The organism is Mesorhizobium sp. WSM2240 (genome assembly GCF_040438645.1).
GTDB lineage: Bacteria > Pseudomonadota > Alphaproteobacteria > Rhizobiales > Rhizobiaceae > Allomesorhizobium.
On sequence record NZ_CP159253.1, the window covers coordinates 614,109 to 636,218 of the forward strand.

General features: G+C 60.5%; 14 protein-coding genes. 5 read left to right on the forward strand and 9 right to left on the reverse strand.

Features of this window, described 5'->3' with window-relative positions; genetic code table 11:
• Positions 1-2: 2 nt before the first annotated feature.
• The 5 genes from ABVK50_RS02930 to ABVK50_RS02950 form a co-directional block, all read right to left on the reverse strand.
• Positions 3-854: an electron transfer flavoprotein subunit beta/FixA family protein gene (locus ABVK50_RS02930; protein ID WP_353642873.1), complete on the reverse strand. Its 852-nt coding sequence runs from the start codon at positions 852-854 to the stop codon at positions 3-5.
• A gap of 208 nt (positions 855-1,062) precedes the next feature.
• Positions 1,063-1,443: a nitrogenase stabilizing/protective protein NifW gene (nifW, locus tag ABVK50_RS02935; protein ID WP_353642872.1), complete on the reverse strand. Its 381-nt coding sequence runs from the start codon at positions 1,441-1,443 to the stop codon at positions 1,063-1,065.
• A complete protein-coding gene (gene nifS / locus ABVK50_RS02940; RefSeq protein ID WP_353646039.1) occupies positions 1,440-2,732 on the reverse strand; it encodes a cysteine desulfurase NifS in 1,293 nt (430 codons plus the stop codon). The genes nifW and nifS overlap by 4 nt, the downstream gene beginning before the upstream one ends.
• The gene (locus ABVK50_RS02945; protein ID WP_353642871.1) at positions 2,614-3,786 is read right to left on the reverse strand and encodes an iron-sulfur cluster assembly scaffold protein; all 1,173 of its coding nucleotides are present in this window, start codon (positions 3,784-3,786) and stop codon (positions 2,614-2,616) included. The genes nifS and ABVK50_RS02945 overlap by 119 nt, the downstream gene beginning before the upstream one ends.
• A gap of 24 nt (positions 3,787-3,810) precedes the next feature.
• A complete protein-coding gene (locus ABVK50_RS02950; RefSeq protein WP_353642870.1) occupies positions 3,811-4,131 on the reverse strand; it encodes an iron-sulfur cluster assembly accessory protein in 321 nt (106 codons plus the stop codon).
• A 725-nt stretch (positions 4,132-4,856) separates the two neighbouring features.
• On the opposite strand from ABVK50_RS02950, the gene ABVK50_RS02955 reads away from it, so the two are divergent.
• The 5 genes from ABVK50_RS02955 to ABVK50_RS02975 all read left to right on the forward strand — a co-directional run bounded on the left by ABVK50_RS02955 (position 4,857) and on the right by ABVK50_RS02975 (position 8,824).
• The gene (locus ABVK50_RS02955) at positions 4,857-5,918 is read left to right on the forward strand and encodes a ChuX/HutX family heme-like substrate-binding protein (RefSeq protein WP_353642869.1); all 1,062 of its coding nucleotides are present in this window, start codon (positions 4,857-4,859) and stop codon (positions 5,916-5,918) included.
• A gap of 11 nt (positions 5,919-5,929) precedes the next feature.
• A complete protein-coding gene (locus ABVK50_RS02960) occupies positions 5,930-6,826 on the forward strand; it encodes an ABC transporter substrate-binding protein (RefSeq protein WP_353642868.1) in 897 nt (298 codons plus the stop codon).
• A 158-nt stretch (positions 6,827-6,984) separates the two neighbouring features.
• Positions 6,985-7,302: a ferredoxin III, nif-specific gene (fdxB, locus tag ABVK50_RS02965; RefSeq protein ID WP_353642867.1), complete on the forward strand. Its 318-nt coding sequence runs from the start codon at positions 6,985-6,987 to the stop codon at positions 7,300-7,302.
• Positions 7,303-7,331: 29 nt separating this feature from the next.
• Complete coding sequence (locus tag ABVK50_RS02970) at positions 7,332-7,946, forward strand: nitrogen fixation protein NifQ (protein ID WP_353642866.1); 615 nt, start codon at positions 7,332-7,334, stop codon at positions 7,944-7,946.
• 494 nt (positions 7,947-8,440) lie between these two features.
• A complete protein-coding gene (locus tag ABVK50_RS02975; protein WP_353642865.1) occupies positions 8,441-8,824 on the forward strand; it encodes a hypothetical protein in 384 nt (127 codons plus the stop codon).
• A gap of 1,600 nt (positions 8,825-10,424) precedes the next feature.
• Here the strand turns inward: ABVK50_RS02975 and ABVK50_RS02980 are convergent.
• The 4 genes from ABVK50_RS02980 to ABVK50_RS02995 form a co-directional block, all read right to left on the reverse strand.
• Positions 10,425-17,684 carry a shikimate kinase gene (locus ABVK50_RS02980; RefSeq protein WP_353642863.1) on the reverse strand — a complete coding sequence of 2,420 codons (7,260 nt, stop codon included), beginning with the start codon at positions 17,682-17,684 and terminating at the stop codon, positions 10,425-10,427.
• An 880-nt stretch (positions 17,685-18,564) separates the two neighbouring features.
• Entirely contained in the window at positions 18,565-19,791 is a 1,227-nt protein-coding gene (locus ABVK50_RS02985) for an MFS transporter (RefSeq protein ID WP_353642862.1), read from the reverse strand.
• Positions 19,792-19,847: 56 nt separating this feature from the next.
• Positions 19,848-21,287, reverse strand: coding sequence for an RNA polymerase factor sigma-54 (gene rpoN / locus ABVK50_RS02990; protein WP_353642861.1), 1,440 nt, complete (start codon positions 21,285-21,287; stop codon positions 19,848-19,850).
• A gap of 160 nt (positions 21,288-21,447) precedes the next feature.
• The gene (locus ABVK50_RS02995) at positions 21,448-21,981 is read right to left on the reverse strand and encodes a peroxiredoxin (RefSeq protein WP_353642860.1); all 534 of its coding nucleotides are present in this window, start codon (positions 21,979-21,981) and stop codon (positions 21,448-21,450) included.
• Positions 21,982-22,110 lie beyond the last annotated feature (129 nt).

A 22,110-nucleotide genomic window follows, 5' to 3' on the forward strand; every position in this document is an offset into this window, starting at 1 on the left:
CGTCACGCGCCGTTGTTGAAGGCGAGTTCATGTTCCAGCGCAGGCTGGCGAGCGAGGATTGCAGCGATGAGTTCCTCAGCGACATCGCGCAACGTCTTCTCGGCGGTGTCGATTTGCGCCGCCTTTTCCGCCCGCGGGGTAGGGGCGAAAACGCGTTTGACTACCGTCGGCGAGCCGCGCAGGCCGCATTTGGTGAGGTCCTCTATGCCGGCTTCGGCCGCATTCCACTTCAGGACATGGCTGCGCGCCGCGCCCATGGCATCTTGGAGCGAGCCCCGCCGGATCTCGTTGGTGCCCTCCAGCATGGTGATGAGGCAAGGGAGCCTGCTCTTCAGCACCTGCGTGCCGCCTTCAGAGCGGCGCTCGACCTGGATCTCGCGCGCAGCGAAATCAATGGAGGCGATCTTCGCCACATAGGTGAGTTGCAGGAGATCGAGGCGCTGGGCGATGCCGGGCCCGACCTGGGCGGTGTCGCCATCGATCGTCTGCTTGCCGGTGAAGACGATGTCTGGCGTGCCGAACGTCTCGCCAATCTTCGCGATTGCCTGGGAAAGAGCGAAGGAGGTTGCCAGCGTATCGGAGCCGGCAAAATAGCGGTCGGTCAAGAGCACCGCGCGGTCGGCGCCGTAACCGAGCGCCTTGCGCAGCGCGTCCTCCGCCATGGGCGGACCCATGCTGAGCACGGTGACCTCGCCACCATGAGCGTCACGCAGTTTGAGTGCTTCTTCGAGGGCGAACAGGTCGTAAGGGTTGATGATGGTCGGCACACCTTGGCGCATGATCGTGTTCGTCACCGGATGGACGCGTATTTGTGCCGAGTCTGGCACCTGCTTGATGCAGATTACGATGTGCATTGGCGGTTCCCTACGCTCCTATCCGGATGCGGGCTTGGCAGTTCATCTCCTTCGTGCATTATCTGTGCCAACATTGTGGCCTCCGCTACTGCTAGAAATTCGGTTGGTTGCTTCTGAAAGCTTTGTCTCAATGACCGGATTTGTCGGCTTGCCGACACTGTCGCGTTGCAACGCTTCCCGACATTGTCGCGTCGCAACCGCGTCGCGCTCATTCACTCCCGAACCGCTTCAGAACGGACTCGAACGGGACGAAGGTGCGGCCCGGCGTGGCAGGTTTGTGCGGATCGTGGTCTTTGAGAACCTTGAACACCCGGTGCGTGAGCGGAGAGGAGGTCGCGAACTCCTCGTAGGCGCGTTGCAGCGTCGCGCGCACGCGCGCAGCGATCACCAGGTCGGGCAGACCGGAGAAATCTTCTTCGGCAAGATATTGGCCAACGCGCTTCATGATGTGGAGCCGCGAGACATTGAGCACCTTCGGGTCATAGGTGACACCAAGGACTGTGAAGAACTCCTCCGCAGCCGACAGGCCTTTCAGCCGCGCGAGGATGCCTGTGACATCGATGGGACGGCCGTCAGCAGAACAACTCATTGCATTCTCCCTGGTCGGAAACTGGTAGTGTCGGGCTGTTCGTCGCTCGGCTGACCTGCAGCCGCGAAATTCACGGTTCGAGGCAATGAATCGCGAGATGCCCGTTCATCTGCTGCCAGGCATAAATCTGATTGAAGGTCTTCGGCACCTCGCTCAGCTGGCCCAGAACCGCGAAAGCCACGCAGCCTCTCCACGATTGCGGGCAGGACCTCGAGCACACGGTCGGCGTCCGCTTCGCCGTTGTAGCGCGACAAGGAGAAGCGGACTGCCGCGTGTGCCACCTTCATCGCCCTCAGCACATGGCTCGGCTCCAGTGAACCGGAGGTGCAGGCTGAGCCGGAGGAACAGGCGATGCCCACGCGGCTGAGGAGTAGTGGGATTGCATCGCCTTCGTTGTATTCGAAGACGATGTTTGCGGTGTTCGGCAACCGCTCCAGCGGATGGCCAGTGACGAAGGTGTTTGGAATGCGCCGGAGGATGCCCTTCTCCAGGCGATCGCGGAGCGACTTTACCCGTGTGTTCTGGTCATCCATGAATTTCAAGGCCAGTTCGGCTGCCATGCCGAGCCCGACTATGCCGGGCGTATTCTCGGTGCCCGCACGACGATCATGCTCTTGGTGACCCCCCTTGATCAGCGAGCGGAAGGGCACGCCACGTTTTACATAAAGTGCGCCGATCCCCTTCGGGCCGTGCAGCTTATGGCCGGAGAGCGACAGCATGTCGATTGCCGTCGATTTCAGGTCCATCGGAAGCTTACCGACCGCCTGCACAGCATCGGTATGGAAAAGGGCGCCAACTTCCTTGGCTAACTCAGCAAGCCTGGCCACGGGGAAGATCGTACCAGTCTCGTTGTTCGCCCACATGATCGAGACGATCGCCACGTGTGAGGTGAGAGCTGCCCTGTAGGCGTCGACGTCGAGCCCGCCACGGCGATCCACCGGGATCCTATGCACCTTGACGCCCCGTGTCTCCTCAAGATACGCGCAGAGCGTCAGCACTGCCGGATGCTCGACTGCGGAAGTCACGATCTCTGTTCGGTCAGGCATCACCTCGAGCGCCGAAACAATCGCTGCATTGTCGCTTTCCGTCCCGCCCGAGGTGAAGGTGATCTCACTGTCGAGCTCCGCGCCGATCAGTTCTGACAACTGCAGGCGCGCCTTTCTCACCGCCTTAGCGACGGAGGTCCCAAGACCATGCAGCGACGAAGGGTTGCCGAATTGATCCGTAAAGAACGGCAACATTGCTTGAACGACCTCGGGATCGACTCTTGTCGTTGCGTTGTTGTCCAGATTGATAAGCCTCATGGGTGCGATCCTCAGTTGACCGGAATGACGCCAAGCGCGAGGCCGGTCGGCTCATCGAGGCCTCTGGCGCATGCCGTTGATGGTGACGGAGCGAGCTGGAGCCGGCGCAGGCGCCCGACAGCTTGACGTAGACCTGGTCGTCCTCCTCATCGACCAGTTCGCAGTCGCCGCCGTCAGCCCGCAGGTAAGAACCCGCGACAGGGTTTTCGCTCGGTCGAGTTTGCACAGGCGCTGTGGCGTGTGGCAGGCGGGCGCTGACGGCGGGCGAGCCGCCATTGCAGCGTCGCAGTTTGGCGGCCGGCAGCTTCGGGTGCCGCTGGCAATTGAACTGTTTCGGGTGGCGACGATCTCCACATCCTGCCGCAAGCGATCGCCGGCTCCAAAATCGACTTTCGACCTTGGCTTGTTCTTGAGGGCGTGGACGTCTGTTGTGCCGGCGGTACAAGCCTCCGCTGCCGTGATGAGGCATTCGGCGGCCATCGCACTCGCACAAGCACTTGCTCGATTGCTTCGAAGCATGCGAGCCACCCGCAGCCGGCCCTTGTGTAGCGCGTGACCTGCTCGATAGTGGTGTGCCTGTCCATACGACGGCCCGCTCGATCATCCCTTGATCGACACCGAAGCATTCGCGGGCGAGGGCGCGTTGCTCGTGATCGCCGCCCCACTGCTCGCTATAATGGTTGGCGATGGCAGGTTGCAGCGTTTCATAACTCATCACTCCGCAATGCGTCCTCTTCGGCGGCAGGCAACCGAGACTGTCCGCAATGCTATGATTGATGATGGGGAACGCTCTATCGGCACTTTTGCCGAGGACGAGTCCAGTAAGCGCCGACGAGGAGGCAATCGCGGAGCCGCGGCCGAAGGTCTGGAACTTCGCGTCCGTGATCCTTTCCGTCACCGGATCGATGCTCATCATAAACTTAAGCGGATACTCCCAGGCGATGGCGCCATCCTCACCGGCTGTATTGGCTCTCTCCAGAACGCTGACACTCTTCGGATTGAGGAAGCACTCGTCGGCCTTGTCGCCGCAGCCCCACATGGCCCTTCTCCCAGTCTCAGGCGATCAGCCGAAGGACTTGCCGCAGCCGCATTTCTCTCGCGCGTTGGGGTTGTCGAAGACAAAGCCGGAGGATTCGAGCCCCGTGACGAAGTCGACGGTCATGCCGGTGACATGGGGTTTGGAGCCTGCGTCCACGAACACCTTCACCCCATCTGTCTCGAGGATCGTATCGCCCTCGCGCGAGACGCTCTCCAGGCCCATCAGGTATTTGAAGCCGGCGCAGCCGCCGGTCTCGACTATGATGCGAAAGCCTTCCGCCGGCTCGCCGGCGCGGGAAAGAGCTGTCTTGACGGCGGCAACAGCGTTATCGGTGAGCGTAATCATGGTTCGATTTCTCTTCAGTCCGTGACGTGGTTGCCGACCACCGAGCATGGAACGTGCCAAAGCAAGAAAACCGTTTTGAAACAACACATGGCCATAACACTGCTATGATTCTTGTAGGCCATTGCTGGGAAGACGTCGGATAGCCGACACATACTGTCGGGTTTGTCGAGTCCGCCACACTGGGGCGTTCGGCCTGGTTCTGCTGCACTCTCACGTAAACCACTGACGGCTATGCAGAAGATTTTTTCTGCGCTTGCTTCCGCGCAGTTGGCACGACTTTTGAAGTTCCCTTTGGCGAGGCGGCAAGAGTAACGGACCGATCTCATGCCGTGGGTGAACTTGCGATCGATGCAACGAGAGAGGGAAAGCAACATGTCAGGTCTGGGTCAGATCCGCTTTCTATGGCAAGCACCGCCTGTGGAATCCGAATGCCCGATCGGCCGATTCGCGTCGACACCCACAGTCGCTCACCTCCGCCAGCGGCGATCGACCGACCTGAATCAGTTCGACCGACAGGTGCCTGTCAGCCTTTTTGCGTCCGCCGTTCAGGACAGCGCGACCGGCGCGTTCCGAGCGGGTGCCGACGGCGATGCGCGCGCTCTCCAGCAACTCTCTGTTCCTGGGCGAGCACGAGATCGGGATCGAGCAGCGCGGCGCGGTCTGCGGCTGAAGATCGCCCGGTAGGCAACTGATGCTCGACACGTAGATGAAAGCAGGGGCAAGACATGGACCAGCGCGAGAAACCCTCGCCGGACGAAATCCGGCGGGCACGGCAAGCCAATCCGATAATACGCGAGCGCGATCTCGCCGCCCAACTGGGCATTTCGGAAGCGGAACTGGTTGCGGCCGATTGCGGTCTCAGTTCCTTGCGCATCGAGCCGCGCGTCAACGATCTGCTGACCGGCCTCGAAGCGGTTGGCGAGGTGATGGCGCTGACCAGCAATGAAAGCGCTGTGCACGAGAAGATCGGCGTCTACGACAAGGTGCTAACCGGCGACCAGCATGCCCTGGTGCTCGGCGAGGACATCGACCTGCGCATCTTCCCGAAAGCGTGGGCGCATGGCTTTGCCGTCGAGAAGCGCGACGGCGGCGACATCCGCCGCAGCCTGCAATTCTTCGATGCCGCCGGCGAGGCGGTGCACAAGGTGCATCTCAGGTCGGCCTCCAACCTCTATGCCTATCAAAAGCTGGTGGCGGAGCTCGAATCCTCGAACCAGGAGCCGGTCGTGTCGGTCAAGGCGAGCGTAGCGGACCGGCACGCAGAGGTTCCGGACCAGGCCGCTACGGCCGACGACCTACGCGAACACTGGAGCGGGCTGACCGACGTGCATCAGTTCTTCGACATGCTGAAAACGCTTAATCTCAGCCGCTGCCAGGCGATGCGCATGGTCGGCCAGGATTTCGCCTGGCCGCTCGACAAGGATGCCGTTGGCGCCATGTTCGAACACGCGGTCGAAGCTGAGATGCCGATCATGTGCTTTGTCGGCAATCGGGGCTGCATCCAGATCCATTCCGGTCCCATCAAGTCGCTCAAGCCGATCGGGCCGTGGATCAATGTGCTCGACGAGAAATTCCACCTGCATCTCAGGACCCACCACATCCGCGAGGTCTGGGCCGTGCGCAAGCCCACCGGGGACGGTCACGTTACGTCAATCGAAGCTTATGGCGCCGACGGCAATACGATCATCCAGTTCTTCGGCACGCGCAAGGAAGACGAACGCGAGCGCGGCGACTGGCGCTTCCTGGCCGAGAACCTGCCGCGTATCCCAATCCCGACCGCAGCGTGAGGTATAAATCCATGAGTGTTGCTTTCCGTTTCCGCTCGGCGCTCGCGCCAATCCTCGTGTTCCTGCTGACCGCCGCTTTGCCTGCTGTGGCCAATGAAGGCGTAGCTGTCTTTTCCGATCCGTCGCGGATTGCCTCGACCGGCGGCTCCATCACCGAGGTCGTCCATGCGCTTGGCGAGGAAAGCGATCGCCTCGCTCGCGGTTCGACGAGCCACCCGAAAGCCGCGCTGAAGCTGCCCACCGCGGGCTACATGCGTCAGCCATCGCCGGAGGATGCTCTGCCGGTCAATCCATCGGTGGTCCTCGCCCTGTATGGCAGCGGACCGAAGAATGCTGTCGCCGTGCCGAAGAAATCGAACGTGTCATTCATCGAGGCGCTCCAGCATTCCAGCCATGAAGGCATGCTCGGAAAAGTCCGCGTCGTCGGCCAAGGGCTCGGCGTGAAAGCCAAGGCCGAAACGTTGGCGGCCGAGATGGATTTGAAGCAGAAGCCAGCCGGGAAGCAGACCTCATCGATCAAGGAACGCAAACGCATCCCGTTCGCGCTGTCGACAAAGGGCGGTAAAATTCTTGCACTTGGCACCAGCACGGCTCGCGACGGCATTAAGCTGCCGCTATGCCAGCGACCGCGGGTTGAAGATAAAGAGCCATGTCCACCATGGTGCCCGATCCCGCTCATCGCGCCGGCTGTTCTGAAGCACTGGTTCGGCGCCCCAACTGAGCCAGGACGGCCATGTCTGCTGGAAACGGCCACACAGCAGGGTTTGTCCTTCGAGAGATGCGAGACGTGCCGATCGCCAGCTTGGCCGCACGGTCACCGGTACGGCACAGCGACGGAAAGCGGACAGGCCCTGTTAACAGACGGTTGGCGTGCATATGCTCGAAAATTCGTTGGCAAAGGGGATTAGAAGAATGCCTTGCCCATGGCATCACATTTCCTATGGTCTGCGGCCGAAACGCAGCGTTTACCGTGCAACTCGCTTCGTGAGGATGCAGCTTCAGGATGGCGCTGGCGCGAAGCGTGTTCAGCAGCTGCAGGAGAAGTCGCAGAAATGGAGAATTCACGATGAGCGCTTTCGTCACACGCGACGGCTCCACATGGATGCCGCAATATCTGAATGCTATCGATGGCGCTACTTGCATTGGCTGCGGCCGCTGTTTCAAGGTCTGCTCGCGCGAGGTCATGCACCTTTACGGCATCGATGACGCGGGCGAAGTCCTCGGCGCCTGCGACGGCGATGACGACGACGACTTCGATGGCGAGCTCAATCGCATGATCATGGTCGTCGACAATTCCGGCCGCTGTATCGGCTGTGGAGCCTGCGCCCGCGTGTGCCCAAAGAACTGTCAGACCCATGTCGCTGCCGACGAGATTGCTGCCTGATCTGCCAGACATCCAGCGAGAACGGCACCATGTTCGCCCATCACCATAGCTGTCTCAGCCTCGGGCAATCGCCACCTGTGGACCTGGAGATGAGATTCGACCAGCATGTGCTTGCTTGTGTCCTCTCACGTGCCCTCGAGGAGGTCGAGGCCGGCGAGGCGACTGCGACTGAGGCAATGGGCCTGTCGCGCGCAGAGCTGCAGGATGTCCTGACCCGCCGGTTCCCCGCTATATCTGCCAACGCCTTCTGCCTGGAAAAGGTGAGCGATCCCGAGCCGGATCTGGACGAAGAACTTCTGCGCGGCCTGCTGCTCGCTCATGCCCGGCCGGGGGAGGAGGCGAGCGCCAGGTTCGCCAAGATCATTGCCCGGCGTGCCTTGCGCAATGACCATCTCTGGCAGGACCTTGGCCTTTTCAATCGGGCCGAACTCAGCCGCTTGCTTGCCACGCATTTCCCAACACTGGCGGCCGGCAACACCAAAAATATGAAGTGGAAGAAGTACATTTATCGCAAGCTCTGCGAGGCCGAAGGTTTTTTGCTATGCACCGCGCCCAGTTGCGGTGAATGCAATGACTTCGAAAGCTGCTTCGGCCCGGAGGAAGGGGAAAGTCGCCTTGCACGGGTCAAGAGCGCGATCGACTAGATAAAGAGTGACATTCGCCAGCGGTAAAGGCCGGCAAGGCTGAGACGATCATGCTTCGCTCGTGCATCCGCCATACAAGGTCCGGCGACTTACAGAGGCATCAAGGCGTAAGACTCTTCGCAGTCGATTCAGATACATGGGCCAGCTGAGAATGATGCTGACAGAAGCTGACGACGAGCTCACAGGCAGGTTTACCGAGCTTAGAGAGCAGCCCTTTGCGCGCCTAAATCCAGCCCCTACCTTGGTCAAGCTATTTTCGGTTCTAGTCCCTATGATTGCTGGGCCTGAGGGTGGCCCGTCATCCGATATGCAACGGTACGAGGGTTAAGCCGGCTGGCCGGCGCAGAGCCTCATGCATAGGAGACGGGACACCCTCAGGCCCAGCAATCATAGGGACTAGCCCCGGCGCAACCGCCGTAGTAGCCCGAGTCGCGGACATAATCATCGGCCTGCCGCCCGTCCAGCAAGGCGCTGCTGAGCCTGCGCCGCAGCCGTTGATTAACCTACTCGGCGGTGATATCGATCGCTTCATTCCGAAGGAGGTGCGGCGGCCGGCGACCCAGGAGAATAGTTCAATTGAGACAATCTGCGGCGCGACTGACGATCGGGTCGCAGCCAACAATCCACGTATCGGCCGCATTATGCCGGCCGGCTGCACAGGCTGGCTGATCGACGGTGGCCGGCTGCTGACTGCCGGTCATTGCACCGGCAGGACTATGCAGACAGTTGAGTTCAATGTTCCGGCCTCGCTGGCGAACGGAGTGACCGTATCGCCGCCGGTGCGGGACCAGTATCGGGTGATCGCCCGCTCGGTCGTCAAACAGAACGCCGGTGTCGGCAATGATTGGGCGATTTTTCGCGGCACTGCCGAACTCTGAGACGGGCCTCCTGCCCGCAGCCGCGCAGGGCGCGACCTTCCAGCTTTCCAACACGGAGAACCCAGCCATCGTCCGGATCACCGGGTTCGGCTTGGACAGCCCGGGGCCGAATTTCGGTGCTGGGGGCCAGCGCGACGCGACCAACCAGACTCAGCAGACCCACGTCGGCGCTCTCAGCGGCAACACCGGCGGCGCCAATTCGGGGAAGCTTCAATACAGCACCGATACCAAACGCGGCAATTCGGGCAGCCCGGTCATCGTCGAGGCGGAAACGTGGCAATCGGAATCCACACAAACGGCGGCTGTACAACGAGCAGTGGAACCAATGTCGGGACGAGCTTCCGCAACCAAGCTCTTTGGACGGCGATTGGAAATGGCATGTGAAAAACGGACGGGCGAGATGCTTGGCCTCATCCCAAGGCGATGCCAACGGCGATCGGAGATCCACACGCGGCTGTTGCTCGCGTCGATAGGCACGTTCTAACATACAGCAAGTCGCTGACCTTCGCGCAATGCTTTCAGGCTATTGTCAGTTCTGGCCGCTATACAAGTTCCGTTCGACCTGACGATCGCGAAACGGGATGCGATGGCGGACAATTCACAAACGAGCACAAGGAAATCCTTACATGAGATCCTCACCGAAAGAGACCGCCACCGCGACCGTCCCGATTCATCGAGTGCATCCCCCGTCTTTCTGGAAGGGGATGATCCTTGCTGCGACCGTGATCGTCCTCGTACCGAGTAGTCAGGTTTCGGCTGAGGACAAGGGGGCATGCTTTTTTAATATGAATGGGCAGTTTGAGTGCGCGGATACAGGACTTAAACCGCACAAAGATTGGGGAGGATACCAAATATGTGCCTATTATCGCGGGGAAATATCTAACGAATGCATGCAAATAATAAGACGGTGGCGACCGGGAGAGTCGCCGCGAGAATCCACAGCGCCGAGCTTTGAGAGCAGTCGTTGACGAGGTCAGGAGCCCGGTAAGACCCGCGACAGCCGGGCAAACCGTTCACCACATACATCCAGTCCCTATGATTGCTGGGCCTGAGGGTGGCCCGTCATCCGATATGCAACGGTACGAGGGTTAAGCCGGCTGGCCGGCGCAGAGCCTCATGCATAGGAGACGGGCCACCCTCAGGCCCAGCAATCATAGGGACTAGCTCAACCGGAATTCCCCAAACGAATGATCCGCCCAATAAGCACTCAGTAGATCTTTGGGACACATATACGGTAGCGGTCATGAGCAGATCGACGACGCAAAGTTCGCGCCACATCCACCCGGCGACCTTCTGGCGGCCGGCGGTTGATTTTACGCCCTGGCGTGGCGTCTTTGTTGCTCATGCCGACCAGTTGGTCAGCTGGTCAACAGTTCACAATACCGTCGGTCCATGAACTGATGGACAATCTGCTCGGCTATTTCGGGCGGGATACCCAGTTTAGTTCCGTCTGATCTTTGGCGGGACATTCAGCTATCATCTGCTCCACCACGCCGATTTCAATGAGCGGATGGCCTCGGAGATCACCGAGAGTTTGCTGGATCAGCGTCTTTCCCTTTTCCCCACGTTCGGCCGAGTTGAACGGCACCGAGCGGCGCCGTCATGGTGCCACCCCCAAGTGGTCACGAGCTTGGGTGGCCCTGTACTCACCGCAAAGGTAGGCGTGCAGCGCGGTTAGACAAGCATTCGCGCTCTTGACATCCCGCTGGCGCTGCAGGTTAATCGTAAGATCGGCAAGCTTATAGATAGGATTGCGCACGTGCATCAGGTCTGTGATGGTCTGGTCTCGGTCGGCAGTTTGCATCTTCGGACGCTTGGTGTCGTGCCTCAGGTTCCGCCTGATCACGTCCTCGTTGGTATTGAGCCAGATCGAGACCGCTTTCTCGCCGACATGATGCCGAATTTCCTCGTTCATGAACGCCCCACCACCGGTTGCGAGCACCGATGGCCATTGTTCGAGCGACTGCCTGATCTCATTCACCTCAAGATTCCTGAAATGCGCCTCGCCATCCTCAGCGAAAATCTTAGCTATGGACTTGCCGGTCTTCGCCTCGATTTCCCTATCGGAATCGACAAACCTCAGCCCTAGTTGTTTGGCGAGTGCACGGCCCAAACTGGATTTCCCGGCGCCCTTCATGCCGACGAGCACGATCGATCGCGCGTCCAGGGCGCCAAGAATCTCTGTTGCGAGCGGGGAGTGCTCCGTGCGTCGTGGCGGGGCCACTTGCAACCGACGAGCTAGGCTGGCACCAACTGTGCTATCCGCGTCGGCTTCCCAGTGGGGAATCCCTATTGCCCCGTCGGGGATGACAACCTTGTTGCAGGCCTGTCGCACGCGCTCCAAGAGTTGCTCGGCTATGGACTTATCCAGGGGCTCACGGCTCTCTCGCTGCAGCTCCTGCAGCTTCTGCAGCTCCTTGTACGCGTCGTGATTGTCGATCTTGGCCTTGTAGCTGTCTGCCGTGTGGAACTCCACCTCGAAGCGGTAGCCGCCCGGCGTGGCGAGCACGGTCTTGATGCCGACGAAGGTCGCCGATCGCGTCCTGAACCAGTTGGTCGTGCTGACCTCGGCATAGCCGCTCTCGTCGAAGGCCAGAATGGCTTTCTTGAAGGCACGGGTAAAATCCCTATCAGGGAGTTGGAAGACGTGTCGTACAGCGTTGCTGATCAGCTGGGCGCCGGCCTCAAACGAGGCCTCCATGCCGATGAGCTGGTCGGTCATCGAGCTTTCCGATCTCAAGCGCTGAGCGAGATGGGGCATCTCCACCTTGATATCGGCTCTCCTGAGTGCCTCGGCAACCGAGATTGCCGTCGGGGTGATGTCCTTCTCTTCGGCTTGGGCGCGGGAGGCCTCCATTTGGGCGCGCTGTACGGCCTCATCGCGAGTCAATGTCATCGTCGTGGCGGAATCATCGGCAGAAAGCCCTCGAGCCGAGGGTTGAGGCAGAATGCCTCGTTCCGTAGCAAGTTTGATCGAGGCTTGCATGACTGAAGCCGCCAGTGTCGGGTTATCCTTAAGATCATGCAATGTCGCTTCGACATCGAACCGACCCTGGCTGAGGGTAGCCGCAAGGCTCTTGCTGTAAGGCACCGATTTCAAGCCTGGTGTTTGTTGAAGCAGGCGCTGAAGGTGCCTGCTCTTGAACAGAAAGAGGTGGGCCCCAGTGTCGGATTTATAGGCGTCAGTTCCGACCTTGATGCCGAGGCTCAGGAGATTGTTTGCACTTCGGACGAGGTCGTGTGGATTGTATCCGTCCGGTCGCGGGTCAATACGCGCAGGGTAACGGTCGACGAGAAGCTGAATGCGGTCGCGTGGCTGAGCCATTGCCGAATAGGTCTCCGCCAGTTCCGGGAACAGCTCGCAGAGCGGTTGGCTCATGGCGAGCGGTGCCTCGCTCACGCCGGCGATGGTTTCGGGCAGGAGTTGTTCGGGCAGGAGTTGCTCATCCAGCCTCGCGGCCCACGCCTCGAGCTCGGCGAGGAGCAACTCGGCCATCTCGCGTGCGACCGGATGGTCTGCCAGCTCGATCTCGTGCCGCGCCTTCTCGAGTTTGTCCTGGACGTCCGCAGCACTGACCTGTTCCTGCTCCAACAGGCCTCGGATGTCTCGCTTGAGCTCTTGGTGAAGACCTTCGTAGGTGCCGAAGATGGCACGCTCGGCAAACCACTGTCGGCCTTCGTGGGATTGAGCCAAAAAGTTTCGCTGCAGGCCGGTATAGATTTCTAGAACATTGCGCGTGGCGGAGAGGATCTGGCTGGCGCGTCCGAACTTGTAGCGACCGTCCTCAATCGCCGGGGTATGCGACTTTGGCGGCTTGAGCGAGCGCAGTCCGCGAGCTTGCTCCTCTTGATCGAATTGCCTGACATGCTCATAAAGCTGCGGCCGGTCGCCGAGGATGACGACGGTGTCGCCGTCGAAGTCGCCGTCAAGCTTTTTCTGCTCACCCGTGGGGACGGCAACCAGCGAACCCGGGGCAAACACCTCGGTCGCCTGCAGGATGCCGAGGCACTCGAGCGGCGTGTTCACCTTGACGCGGTCCTTGCTCGAGGTCCAGTTCGAATGGCACTTGACGTCCTCGGCAGACATCACCAGCCCACGGTCGGCGTAGGCGGCCGGCCACATCTTATCCGGCACAACGATCAGAATGCCTTTGGCAAAAAAGGTCGGATCGTCGGCCGCCAGTTGCGTCCCCGACTTCTGGGCGACATTGAAGCTGTATTGGATGGCCGTGCAGTTGTCGAGAAACACAGCGGTGGGGTCCGCCTCGACCGCCGACTTGACTCGCTCGGCGGCAAATGGGCGCAGGTTCGGCTTGTCATAGGGCGAGCGTCCGATCAGCACCCCGCTCGTCCCCGTCAACGTCTCGCTCTTGAGCGTCGGCACATGGAGACACTCATCACTGGAGGGTATGGCAACCGCGAGGGGGCCGTCCATATGTCCGGCGGTCACGGTGCGAAACAGATCTTCAGCCGACAGCTCTTGCCCTTGTCGGCTCTCGAGCCAGGTCATGGCTTTCTCTTGCGCCTCGTCCGCCACCGGCCCGCTGCGCGGATAGTGTTGCAGCGCCGATGCAGGAACGGACGATCTCCGTCCCTCAGCAAAGGCAGGCACCCTGTCAGGACCTTCCTGCTCCCCGGCGCGACGAACAGCCGGCATACGCTCGGCCAGCGAGGCCCTGATGAAGCCGCAGCCGTCATGCGGTCGCAAGGCGATCGGGCCTGCCGGCCCAGTTAGCCTGAAGGGATGCTCCTGGTTGGAGGGGCGATCCGGCAGCAGCGACAGTTTGAAGGCGCCCTCCAGCGCGTAGTCATGAACCCCCAGGCCCTTGATTGCCGGCGGCGCGGCAAAACCCCTGCGCTGAGTGTAATAATAGGCCTCCTTGAAAGGGGCCCAGGCACGCGACAGCTGCTCGAAGGCCGTGCCCGGTGCGGTATCGGCATAGGGAATCGCTAGCAGCTTTCCCCCGGAAGGCTTTGCTGGCTCGCCTGGAGCACGGGCCGCAATCTGAGACACGGTCAATCGCGGGGGCTTTAGCTTGCTGCCGCCGAACAGGTCCATGCGGTATGGCACACCGTTGACGTTCACCGTACGCGCCAGCATGAAGGCGCTCGGGGTTCCTGGTAGCTGCACCGCGACGACCGGCAAAGCTCCCGAGGTCAGGCGATGAAAAATCGAATACCGTCTCTCCGGCTCCGTGGCCAATTGCCGGCCGTGCATGTCCACCACCGGCAACTGCATCAGTCCCGCCTCACCCTGTGGCGGTCTGGGCTCGTGATCCATGGTTCGCAAGACCTGATGCACGTCGAAAACCGACGCAGGATGTTGGGCCTGGATCGCCGCCGCATCCTGCTCCATGAATAAGTCCAGCGCATCCACTGGACTGTCCGCCTCGATCTGCGCGATCAGGTTCCAGCTCATGCTGGAAAGGTCGCTTTCAATGAGCCCGCGCGTGCTGTCCAGGATCTCCTTGGTCTTGCGCTCCAGCGCTTGCTGCCTCACCCGCAAATCGGACCTCTTGGCCTCGACGTACGGTGACCTGAACAATCTCTCCAGGACCGAACGGGCTTTGAGCGTCTGATAGATCGATAAAGCGGGGCAGCGGCTCGCAACCGGTCCACGGGTCCGCTCCGCATCGCTTGCGTTCAGATGCGCCTCGATCTTCTGCTCGACCACGGGTTGGAGGTCGTTGAGCAGATTGAGGGCCTGCCTGCGGTGCCAGCGCAGCGGCTTCTGCGGGCTGCGAGCCAGCGGCAGCAGAGCTGCACACAGATTGCCAATGGTTTCCAAGTTGTTGTGGGTCGCAAAATCAGGGGCTTGACGCAATTCCGAGAGGCGATTCAAACCTGTCGGTGCGAGCAAACCGAGATCATCAGACAGCCGAGCCTGACCCAATGCCTTGAAAACTGTTGTGACCTGCAGAACGTCAGCCTGCGCGAGGCGATCATTATCATAGTGTAGATAGTGGGCGAGCTTGTGCAACCGATCCTTCGGCAGAGCGGCGTCCGCAATGTCCCCATTGTCCTCTGCCCTCATGATCATTCGCGACAAAGCATTGGCGAGCATACTCAGCTGATGCGTGGTGAACACACCGAATCGATGCTCTCGAGCACCCAGTCTACGCGCGACGTCCATCGTGGCCTGCCGGCACGCCGCCTCTTCCGGCCACTTCATGAACCCGTGCATCAGGATCGCCACGCTCTGCGGAGTGAAATCGGAGAGCTGGCGCTGACGCGCTTCCCCGGCGATTGCGATCGCGGCTTTGCGACAGTCCTCCCCGTCCGGCCACTTGCTGAAGCCGTTCAACAGGTTTGTCAGTCCCTGCGCAGTGAAATCAGAGAGATCGGCGCGGCGAAGGACCTCACCTCCGATCGCAAACGTGGCGTCGCGACAGTTCGGCGATTGCGGCCATTTGCCGAAGCCGTTCACCAGGTTAGCGAAGTCTTGGTGGATAAAATCAGAGAGTCGGTCGCCGCGGCGACTGACCTCGTTCGCGATTGCGACCGTGGCGTCGCGACAGTCCGGGACCTCCGGCCACTTGCTTAAACCGTTCACCAGATTTGCAAGCTCCTGCGGATCGAGCTCAGAGAGCCAGGAGCCGCGGCGAAGGACCTCATGCGCGATCGTGATCGTGGCATGCTGAGACGCCGCCTCATCTGGCCACTTGCTAAAACCGTTCACCAGGTTCTCTAGCTCCTGCGAAGTAAAAGCAGGGAGCCAGAAGTCACGGCCAAGAACCTCCCGTCCGATTGCGACAGTGGCGTCGCGACAGCCCGTCGCTTCCGGCCATTTGCTGAAGCCATTCACCAGGTTAGCCAGAGCTTGGTGGCTAAAATCAGAGAGCCGGGCGCCGCGGCGAAGGACCTCATTGGCGATTGCGACCGTGGCGTCGCGACAGTCCAGCGCTTCCGGCCATTTGCTGAAACCGTTCACCATGTTCGCGAGGCCCTGCGGAGCAAAGTCAAAGAGCTGGCGGCGACTGACCTCGTTGGCGATTGCGACCGTGGCGCCGCGACATGCCGGCGCTTCGCGCCACTTGCTGAGACCATTCACCAGGTTAGCCAGGTGCCGGTGAGTAACGTCACAGAGTCGGGCGCCGCGGCGAAGAACCTCACTGGCTATCGCGATTGTGGCTTGCGTAGGCGCCTCCTCCGCCGGCCACTTGCTGAATCCGTTCACCAGGTTCCCCAAGTCCTGGTCATTGAAGTCAGAGAGCCCCAACTCGCCGTGCGCGGCGCGGCGAGTGACTTCAGCGGCGATCGCGACTGTGGCCTGGCGAGACGCCGCCTCTTGCGGCCATTTGCTAAAACCGTTCACCAATGTCGCCAGTTCCTGCTGAGTAAGATGAGAGAACTGGTCATCGCGGAGAATGACCTCACCGGCGATGGCGACCACAGCGTCGCGACAGTCCGCCTGTTGTGGCCACTTGCTGAAACCGTTCACCAGGTTCACCAAGCCCTGGTGATTGAAAGCAGAGAGGTGGGCACGGCGGCAAATGACCTCACTTGCGATCGCGACTGTGGCGTGATGACAGTCCGCATCGTCCGGGCTTTTGCCGAACCCGTTCACTAGGTTCGCCAGATCCTGCGCAGTAAAATGGGAGAGCCCTTCCTCGCCGGCGCGGCGAGAGAGTTCTGTGGCGATTTTGACTGTGGCTTGGCGATGGACCATCCCTTCCGGCCATTTGCTAAAACCGTTCACCAAGTTCGCCAGGGCTTGTTGACCAAAACAACAGAGCCCGAACCCGTCGAGAGCGGCGCGGCGACCGACCTCATTTGCAATCGCTCCTGTGACTTGGCGGGACCACTCCTCCACTGGCCACTTGCTGAAACCGTTCACAAAGGCCGCCAGCTCGTGGGCATTGAAATCAGCGAGCCAAGCACGGGGGCCACGACGAAGGACCTCATTGGCGATAGCGGCGGCCGCTTCGCGAGACGCCGGCTTTCCCGGCCATTTGCTGAAACCGTTCACTAGGCTCGCCAGTCCCTGGCGAGTGAATTCAAAAAGCCGGGCACGGCGGTTGCGGTGCAGTACCTCTTCCGCGATCGCAAGTGTGGCTTGGTAACAGGCCTCCTTTTGGGGGCACTTGCCGAAACCGTTCACCAAGTTCGCCAAGCCCTGGTGATTAAAAGCAGAAAGCTCGCTACGGCGGCGAAGGACTTCACTGGCAATCGTTTCGGTGGCTTGGCGCGACCACTCTTCCGGCCACTTGCTGAAACCGTTCACAAGGATCGTCAGCTGCTCCTCCCCAAAGTGAGAGAGCCGGAAACGGCGGTCGATGCGGCGACGGACCTCACTGGCGATCGCTTTTGTGCCGTCACGAGTTTCCGACCGCTGCGTCCATTTGCTGAAACCGTTCACCAGCAACGACAGACTTTGATTATCCAGCGCCCCAAGTGCCCTGTCCTCATCGCAGCAAAATTCGGCGATTCTGATCGTTCCATTTAGGCATGGTCTCGACTGCGGATGCCGACCAAATGATGCCGAAAAGAGGGAAAGGGCTTTTGGGTCCAATTCGCGCATTAACGCACCGGGAAGCTGCGACACCCGAGCTGCCATCGCATCGCAAGCTTCGAAACCTTCCGGACCTCCGGCCTCACGACTCACCGCATTGCATGCGGTGGCGTAGCCCCATGATTTCCCGCGGCGGATATCGTCCTCGAAGCATGGGATGAATTGAGTTTTGAACTGGGCGGCGGCCTTTCGCACGAAGTCTGCATGGACCTCGTCGCCCGCCCGCCGCAGCCGTTTGTCATGCTCCACCACTGCACATGAGAACCGCACGACGTCACGGGCGAAACAAATGGCGTGAAGTGCGTCATTAGATTGTTCTTCTGAGATAGCGCTTCGCACGCTCTGCATGGCGACATTGTCCAGGTGCCGCCTTTTTGGTCTGCGATCCAGGCCCGATACGGACTGCCTGCGCGAGGAAGTAGCACTTTGTTGTGAACTCCTAGACTGATCGGCATTGCGGACCTCTGCATCGGAATGCGACGAACTTTCTTCCCGATTTGTCGCGCCCAGATGCGGCAAGTCGCCAAAACCGGGCTGGCCGTCACGCGTATTAGCGGAGGGATCGGCTGACGTGCGGCGCCGGACATCGCTGGCCGAAGGTAGCCTTTCAGAGGAGGACGCTCCCAACCATCGATCTTCAGAGCGCAAGCCCTGGACGAGAGAATCGAACGTCGAGCCTTCTTGTCTACCGCCATAATCCGATCCAGCACCGTGCGTGCCTGATCCGATGGGCGCGTCCAAACGCTGGTCAACTCTCGTCATAATCCATCTCCCATCCAGGCGAGAATGCGCCGATTACAACGCCTGGCACACACGGTGCCGCCGCGGCGGCACCGACCGCGTTGCTTCACAACGCGGCGAGCCGAGGCAGGCTGGGGCATCGGTTTTCGGGCAGCGCTGCGGCCACAGCCTTCCAGCCCGGGATCAAGGGGTGATCCAGTCCCAACCTCGAGCACGCCCCAGCATCGCGTCCGTCTCGATAGTCGCGGCGGCATCCTCGCGCAGGCCCAAGCACTATTGGTTCGCGCCCGACATCCCCCGGCTGCTCCCTATGGACGGGAAGTAAAGGCCAGCGAGGGGTTGGCGCTGGTCCATGCCCGATCGGAAGCCGATACGGAATAGGTGGCAGCCGCGATCCAGTCGGCCTGTACGATCGGCGTGCGCAGGATCTCGCCGCGCGGCTGATGCGATTGTATCTTTCACGGCTTTGCACTGAGAGCCTCTTTTGTCAGGCGGTCCAGGTTTCGCGCTTCGGCCCGAGCAGGAATACGGTCAGGGCGGCTGCGAACGTGGTAACCGCGCTGTACGCAAAGGCACTGGCAACGCCGGCATGATCCACCAGCAGTCCACCGAACATCGCGCCGGCTGCGATGGCCACCTGGAAGGTCGCGGCCATAAGCACACCGGCGCCTTCGGCATGCTCGGGAGCCGCGCGTAGCACCATCCACGTCTGCAATCCCACCGGCACAGCGCCGAAGGAAAAGCCCCATACGGCGATCGCAATCGCCGAGGCCGAGGCCGATGCTCCCATCGTCAGCAGCGAGACAGCGGCTATCGCTATGAGCAGGGGCGCGAGGGCCGCGACTGTCTTGAGGCTGTGCTTGGCCAGGAATCCGCCTGCGAAATTGCCGAAAAAGCCGCCGATGCCAGAGGCGAGCAACACGAGCGGGATCGTTTCGATTTCGAGCGCGGGAACCTTCTCGAGGAAGGCGCGGATATAGGTGAAGCCGGCGAAGTGCCCGGAAGCGACCAGCAGGACGACCAACAGAGCGACTTTGATCATCGGATTCTTGGCCGCATCCAGCAGACTGCGGAAGCTGGCCACTCCGACCGGAGGCAGCCTCGGAAGGGTTATGAGTTGCATCAGCAGTGCAACGGCGCCGACGACTGCAGCGATTATGAAGACGGCTCGCCATCCCCACATGTCGCCGATGTAGGCGCCGAATGGAGGCGCGCAAACGTTAGCGACGGAAACGCCGGTAAGGATGATCGACAGGGCGCGCGGCAGGAGGTGACTTGGAACGAGCCGCCTCGCCAGCGCTGCCGAAACCGACCAGAAGCCTCCGAGCGCAATGCCGAGCACGACGCGTCCGGTCAGGAGAACCGGCAGAGACCATGCGACCGCCGACACAACATTCGACAGGGTCAGCAGCAGCGTCATCGCGCAGATGACGGTCCTGCGGTCCAGGCGCTTGGTGATGATGGCCATGGTCGGGGCCGAAATCGCCGCGGCGACCGCGGTCGCAGTCAGCGCCTGTCCAGCCTCACCCTCGGTGATGCCCAGACCATGCACAAGCGGCATCAGCACACTGGCAGGCAGAAACTCTGCCGTCACCAGCCCGAAGGTGCCCATGGCAAGCGAAATGACCGCACCCCATGCGGGATCGGAGCGTTGATCGGGCTTTTCTGGGCCGTGCAGAACAGCGTCCATGACACCTGTCGCGTGTTGGGTCACGAATAGGGACTCCAGTTTGGATGCGCTGCGACGTGGGGCGGCTGCCGTGACCCATTTTAGCGCCACATGCGCCTTTCCCGGCGGCGATGCACGGAGGAGGGGATGTTCATCGCTTCGCGGTATTTTGTGACGGTGCGGCGTCCAATATTGATGCCGGTTTGCTTCAGCTTTCCGACGATGTCATCGTCGGAAAGCACGTCATCGGCCGATTCTGCGGCGATTATCCCCTTGATCCGATGGCGGACAGCTTCAGCGGAGTGCGCGTCGCCGCCTTGGGAGGAGGCGATCGCGACAGTGAAAAAATACTTCAGTTCGAACACCCCGCGCGGGGTACGCATGTACTTGTTCGACGTCACCCGGCTTACCGTCGACTCGTGCATGCCGATCGCGTCAGCGACAGTCCTGAGATTGAGGGGCCGCAAGTGAGCGACGCCATGTTCCAAAAAGGCATCCTGGTGGCGGACGATTTCAGTCGCAACCTTAAGGATCGTCTTGGCGCGGTGATCGAGGCTGCGGATTAGCCAATTCGCGTTTTCGAAGCATTCGCTGACAAATGTCTGATCTTTCGAATCCTCGGAGGAAAGGCGTGAGATTTCGGCACAATAGGTTTGGTTGATCAGCACCTTGGGCAGTGTGTCTGGACTAAGCTCAATTTGCCATCCACCTTCGGGGGAGGGCGTGACCCAGACGTCGGGTATGATGGTTTCCTGCTTTACCGATTGGAATCGGTTTCCAGGCTTGGGATCGAGCGCCCGGATTTCTTGCCACATATCGCGAAGGTCGTCTTCATCGACGCCGCAAAGCTGCTTCAAAGCCTGAAAATCGCGTCGCGCAAGCATCTTGAGGTTGGCGACCAAGGCTTCCATCGCTGGGTCGAACCGGTCTTTCTGGCGCAACTGTATCTCGAGGCATTCGCTGAGGGTTCGCGCAAAAATTCCCGGTGGATCGAACTGCTGCAAGGTTCCGAGAACCCGCTCCACGTCAGCCTCCCGGACGTTCAGGCTGCCGGCCAGCTCCAAAAGGTCTACCTGAAGATAGCCAGTGTCTTCCAGATGAGCGGCAAGCTCGCCAGCAATCAGCCGCTCCTGCGGTGTGAATGCAGTGAGGGCTATCTGACGAGCGACATCATCGTGCAATGTTTCGGTGGGTGCGGGAAAATTGTCGACGGCCGGGCTATCACCCGCCGGATTGTTCGTCGTGTTGCGCGTTGATTTCCCTTGGCTGAGCCGGTCCGGCGATCCGGCGGGCATGCGTCCATCAACGTCATTCCCGCGTGTGCCGATTTGCGGACTGTCCCCCAAAGTCGACCAGTCGTCGCCAGAAGCCTCGCCATCGTTTGGCGCCAGCTCCAAAAGCGGGTTTTTCGCGAGTTCCTGTTCCACGTATTGATGCAATTCGGCATGCGCCAATTGCAGCAAGCGGATCGACTCAATGAGTTGAGGCGACGCGACCATAGATAGTTTCTGGCGCTGAAGCAGGCTTGCTGAGGGATGCATGGTTAGCGCGAAATCCTGTCGAGGGGCTCTGGGGACTATGAGATGTTGACTCCTCTTAAACGCGCCGCATTTGCACGGCTTGATGCGACGCGCTTTAGAGTGTGTTTTTGCAGGTCATTGTCCCATTACCGCCGGACAGTTTTGGGCGACATGACCTAGATCATGCGGCGGCCCTCAGCGCTTCAAGAATGTTCTGGGGGGACGAGACGCCATAGGGGTCGGTCTCGCAATTGTCGGAGAAACCTTCCTCCTCGAACCACCGCTCCACCACGCCATTGTTGATCAGAGCGGCGTAGCGCCAGGAGCGCATGCCGAAGCCGAGATTATCCTTGGCGACCAGCATGCCCATCTTGCGCGTGAACTCGCCTGAGCCGTCGGGAAGGAGCTTGACCTTCTGCAGCCCCAAGGCCTTCCCCCACGCATTCATGACGAAGGCATCGTTGACGGAGACGCAGTAGATCGCTTCAAATCCGAACTTCTCAAACTCGTCATAGAGCTCTTCGAAGTTGGGCACTTGGTAAGTCGAGCAGGTCGGGGTGAAGGCGCCTGGCAGCGAGAACAGTATGACGCGCTTACCGGCAAAGTAGTCGTCAGAGGTCTTTTCTTCCCACCGGTATGGATTTGGCCCCTGGACCGAATCATCGCGAACACGCGTGAGAAAGGTGACGAAGGGAACCTTCTTTTCAACGGTCATCAATATTGCTCCTCTAGATGAACCTGGTGCGGCCTCTCGGTCGGCTGACACAACACCGAGCTGGGCCGGCATGCCGGTATTAAGCGAGGCCTTGGCCGCCACCGACTTTCCAGTCTGGTTGTGTGGGGA

Bases quoted from the DNA above. Each gene is read 5' to 3' on its own strand.
- ABVK50_RS02930 (WP_353642873.1), bottom strand. From the start codon at position 854: ATGCACATCGTAATCTGCATCAAGCAGGTGCCAGACTCGGCACAAATA.
- nifW (WP_353642872.1), bottom strand. From the start codon at position 1,443: ATGAGTTGTTCTGCTGACGGCCGTCCCATCGATGTCACAGGCATCCTC.
- ABVK50_RS02945 (WP_353642871.1), bottom strand. From the start codon at position 3,786: ATGTGGGGCTGCGGCGACAAGGCCGACGAGTGCTTCCTCAATCCGAAG.
- ABVK50_RS02950 (WP_353642870.1), bottom strand. From the start codon at position 4,131: ATGATTACGCTCACCGATAACGCTGTTGCCGCCGTCAAGACAGCTCTT.
- ABVK50_RS02955 (WP_353642869.1), top strand. From the start codon at position 4,857: ATGGACCAGCGCGAGAAACCCTCGCCGGACGAAATCCGGCGGGCACGG.
- ABVK50_RS02960 (WP_353642868.1), top strand. From the start codon at position 5,930: ATGAGTGTTGCTTTCCGTTTCCGCTCGGCGCTCGCGCCAATCCTCGTG.
- fdxB (WP_353642867.1), top strand. From the start codon at position 6,985: ATGAGCGCTTTCGTCACACGCGACGGCTCCACATGGATGCCGCAATAT.
- ABVK50_RS02970 (WP_353642866.1), top strand. From the start codon at position 7,332: ATGTTCGCCCATCACCATAGCTGTCTCAGCCTCGGGCAATCGCCACCT.
- ABVK50_RS02980 (WP_353642863.1), bottom strand. From the start codon at position 17,684: ATGCAGAGCGTGCGAAGCGCTATCTCAGAAGAACAATCTAATGACGCA.
- rpoN (WP_353642861.1), bottom strand. From the start codon at position 21,287: ATGCATCCCTCAGCAAGCCTGCTTCAGCGCCAGAAACTATCTATGGTC.
- ABVK50_RS02995 (WP_353642860.1), bottom strand. From the start codon at position 21,981: ATGACCGTTGAAAAGAAGGTTCCCTTCGTCACCTTTCTCACGCGTGTT.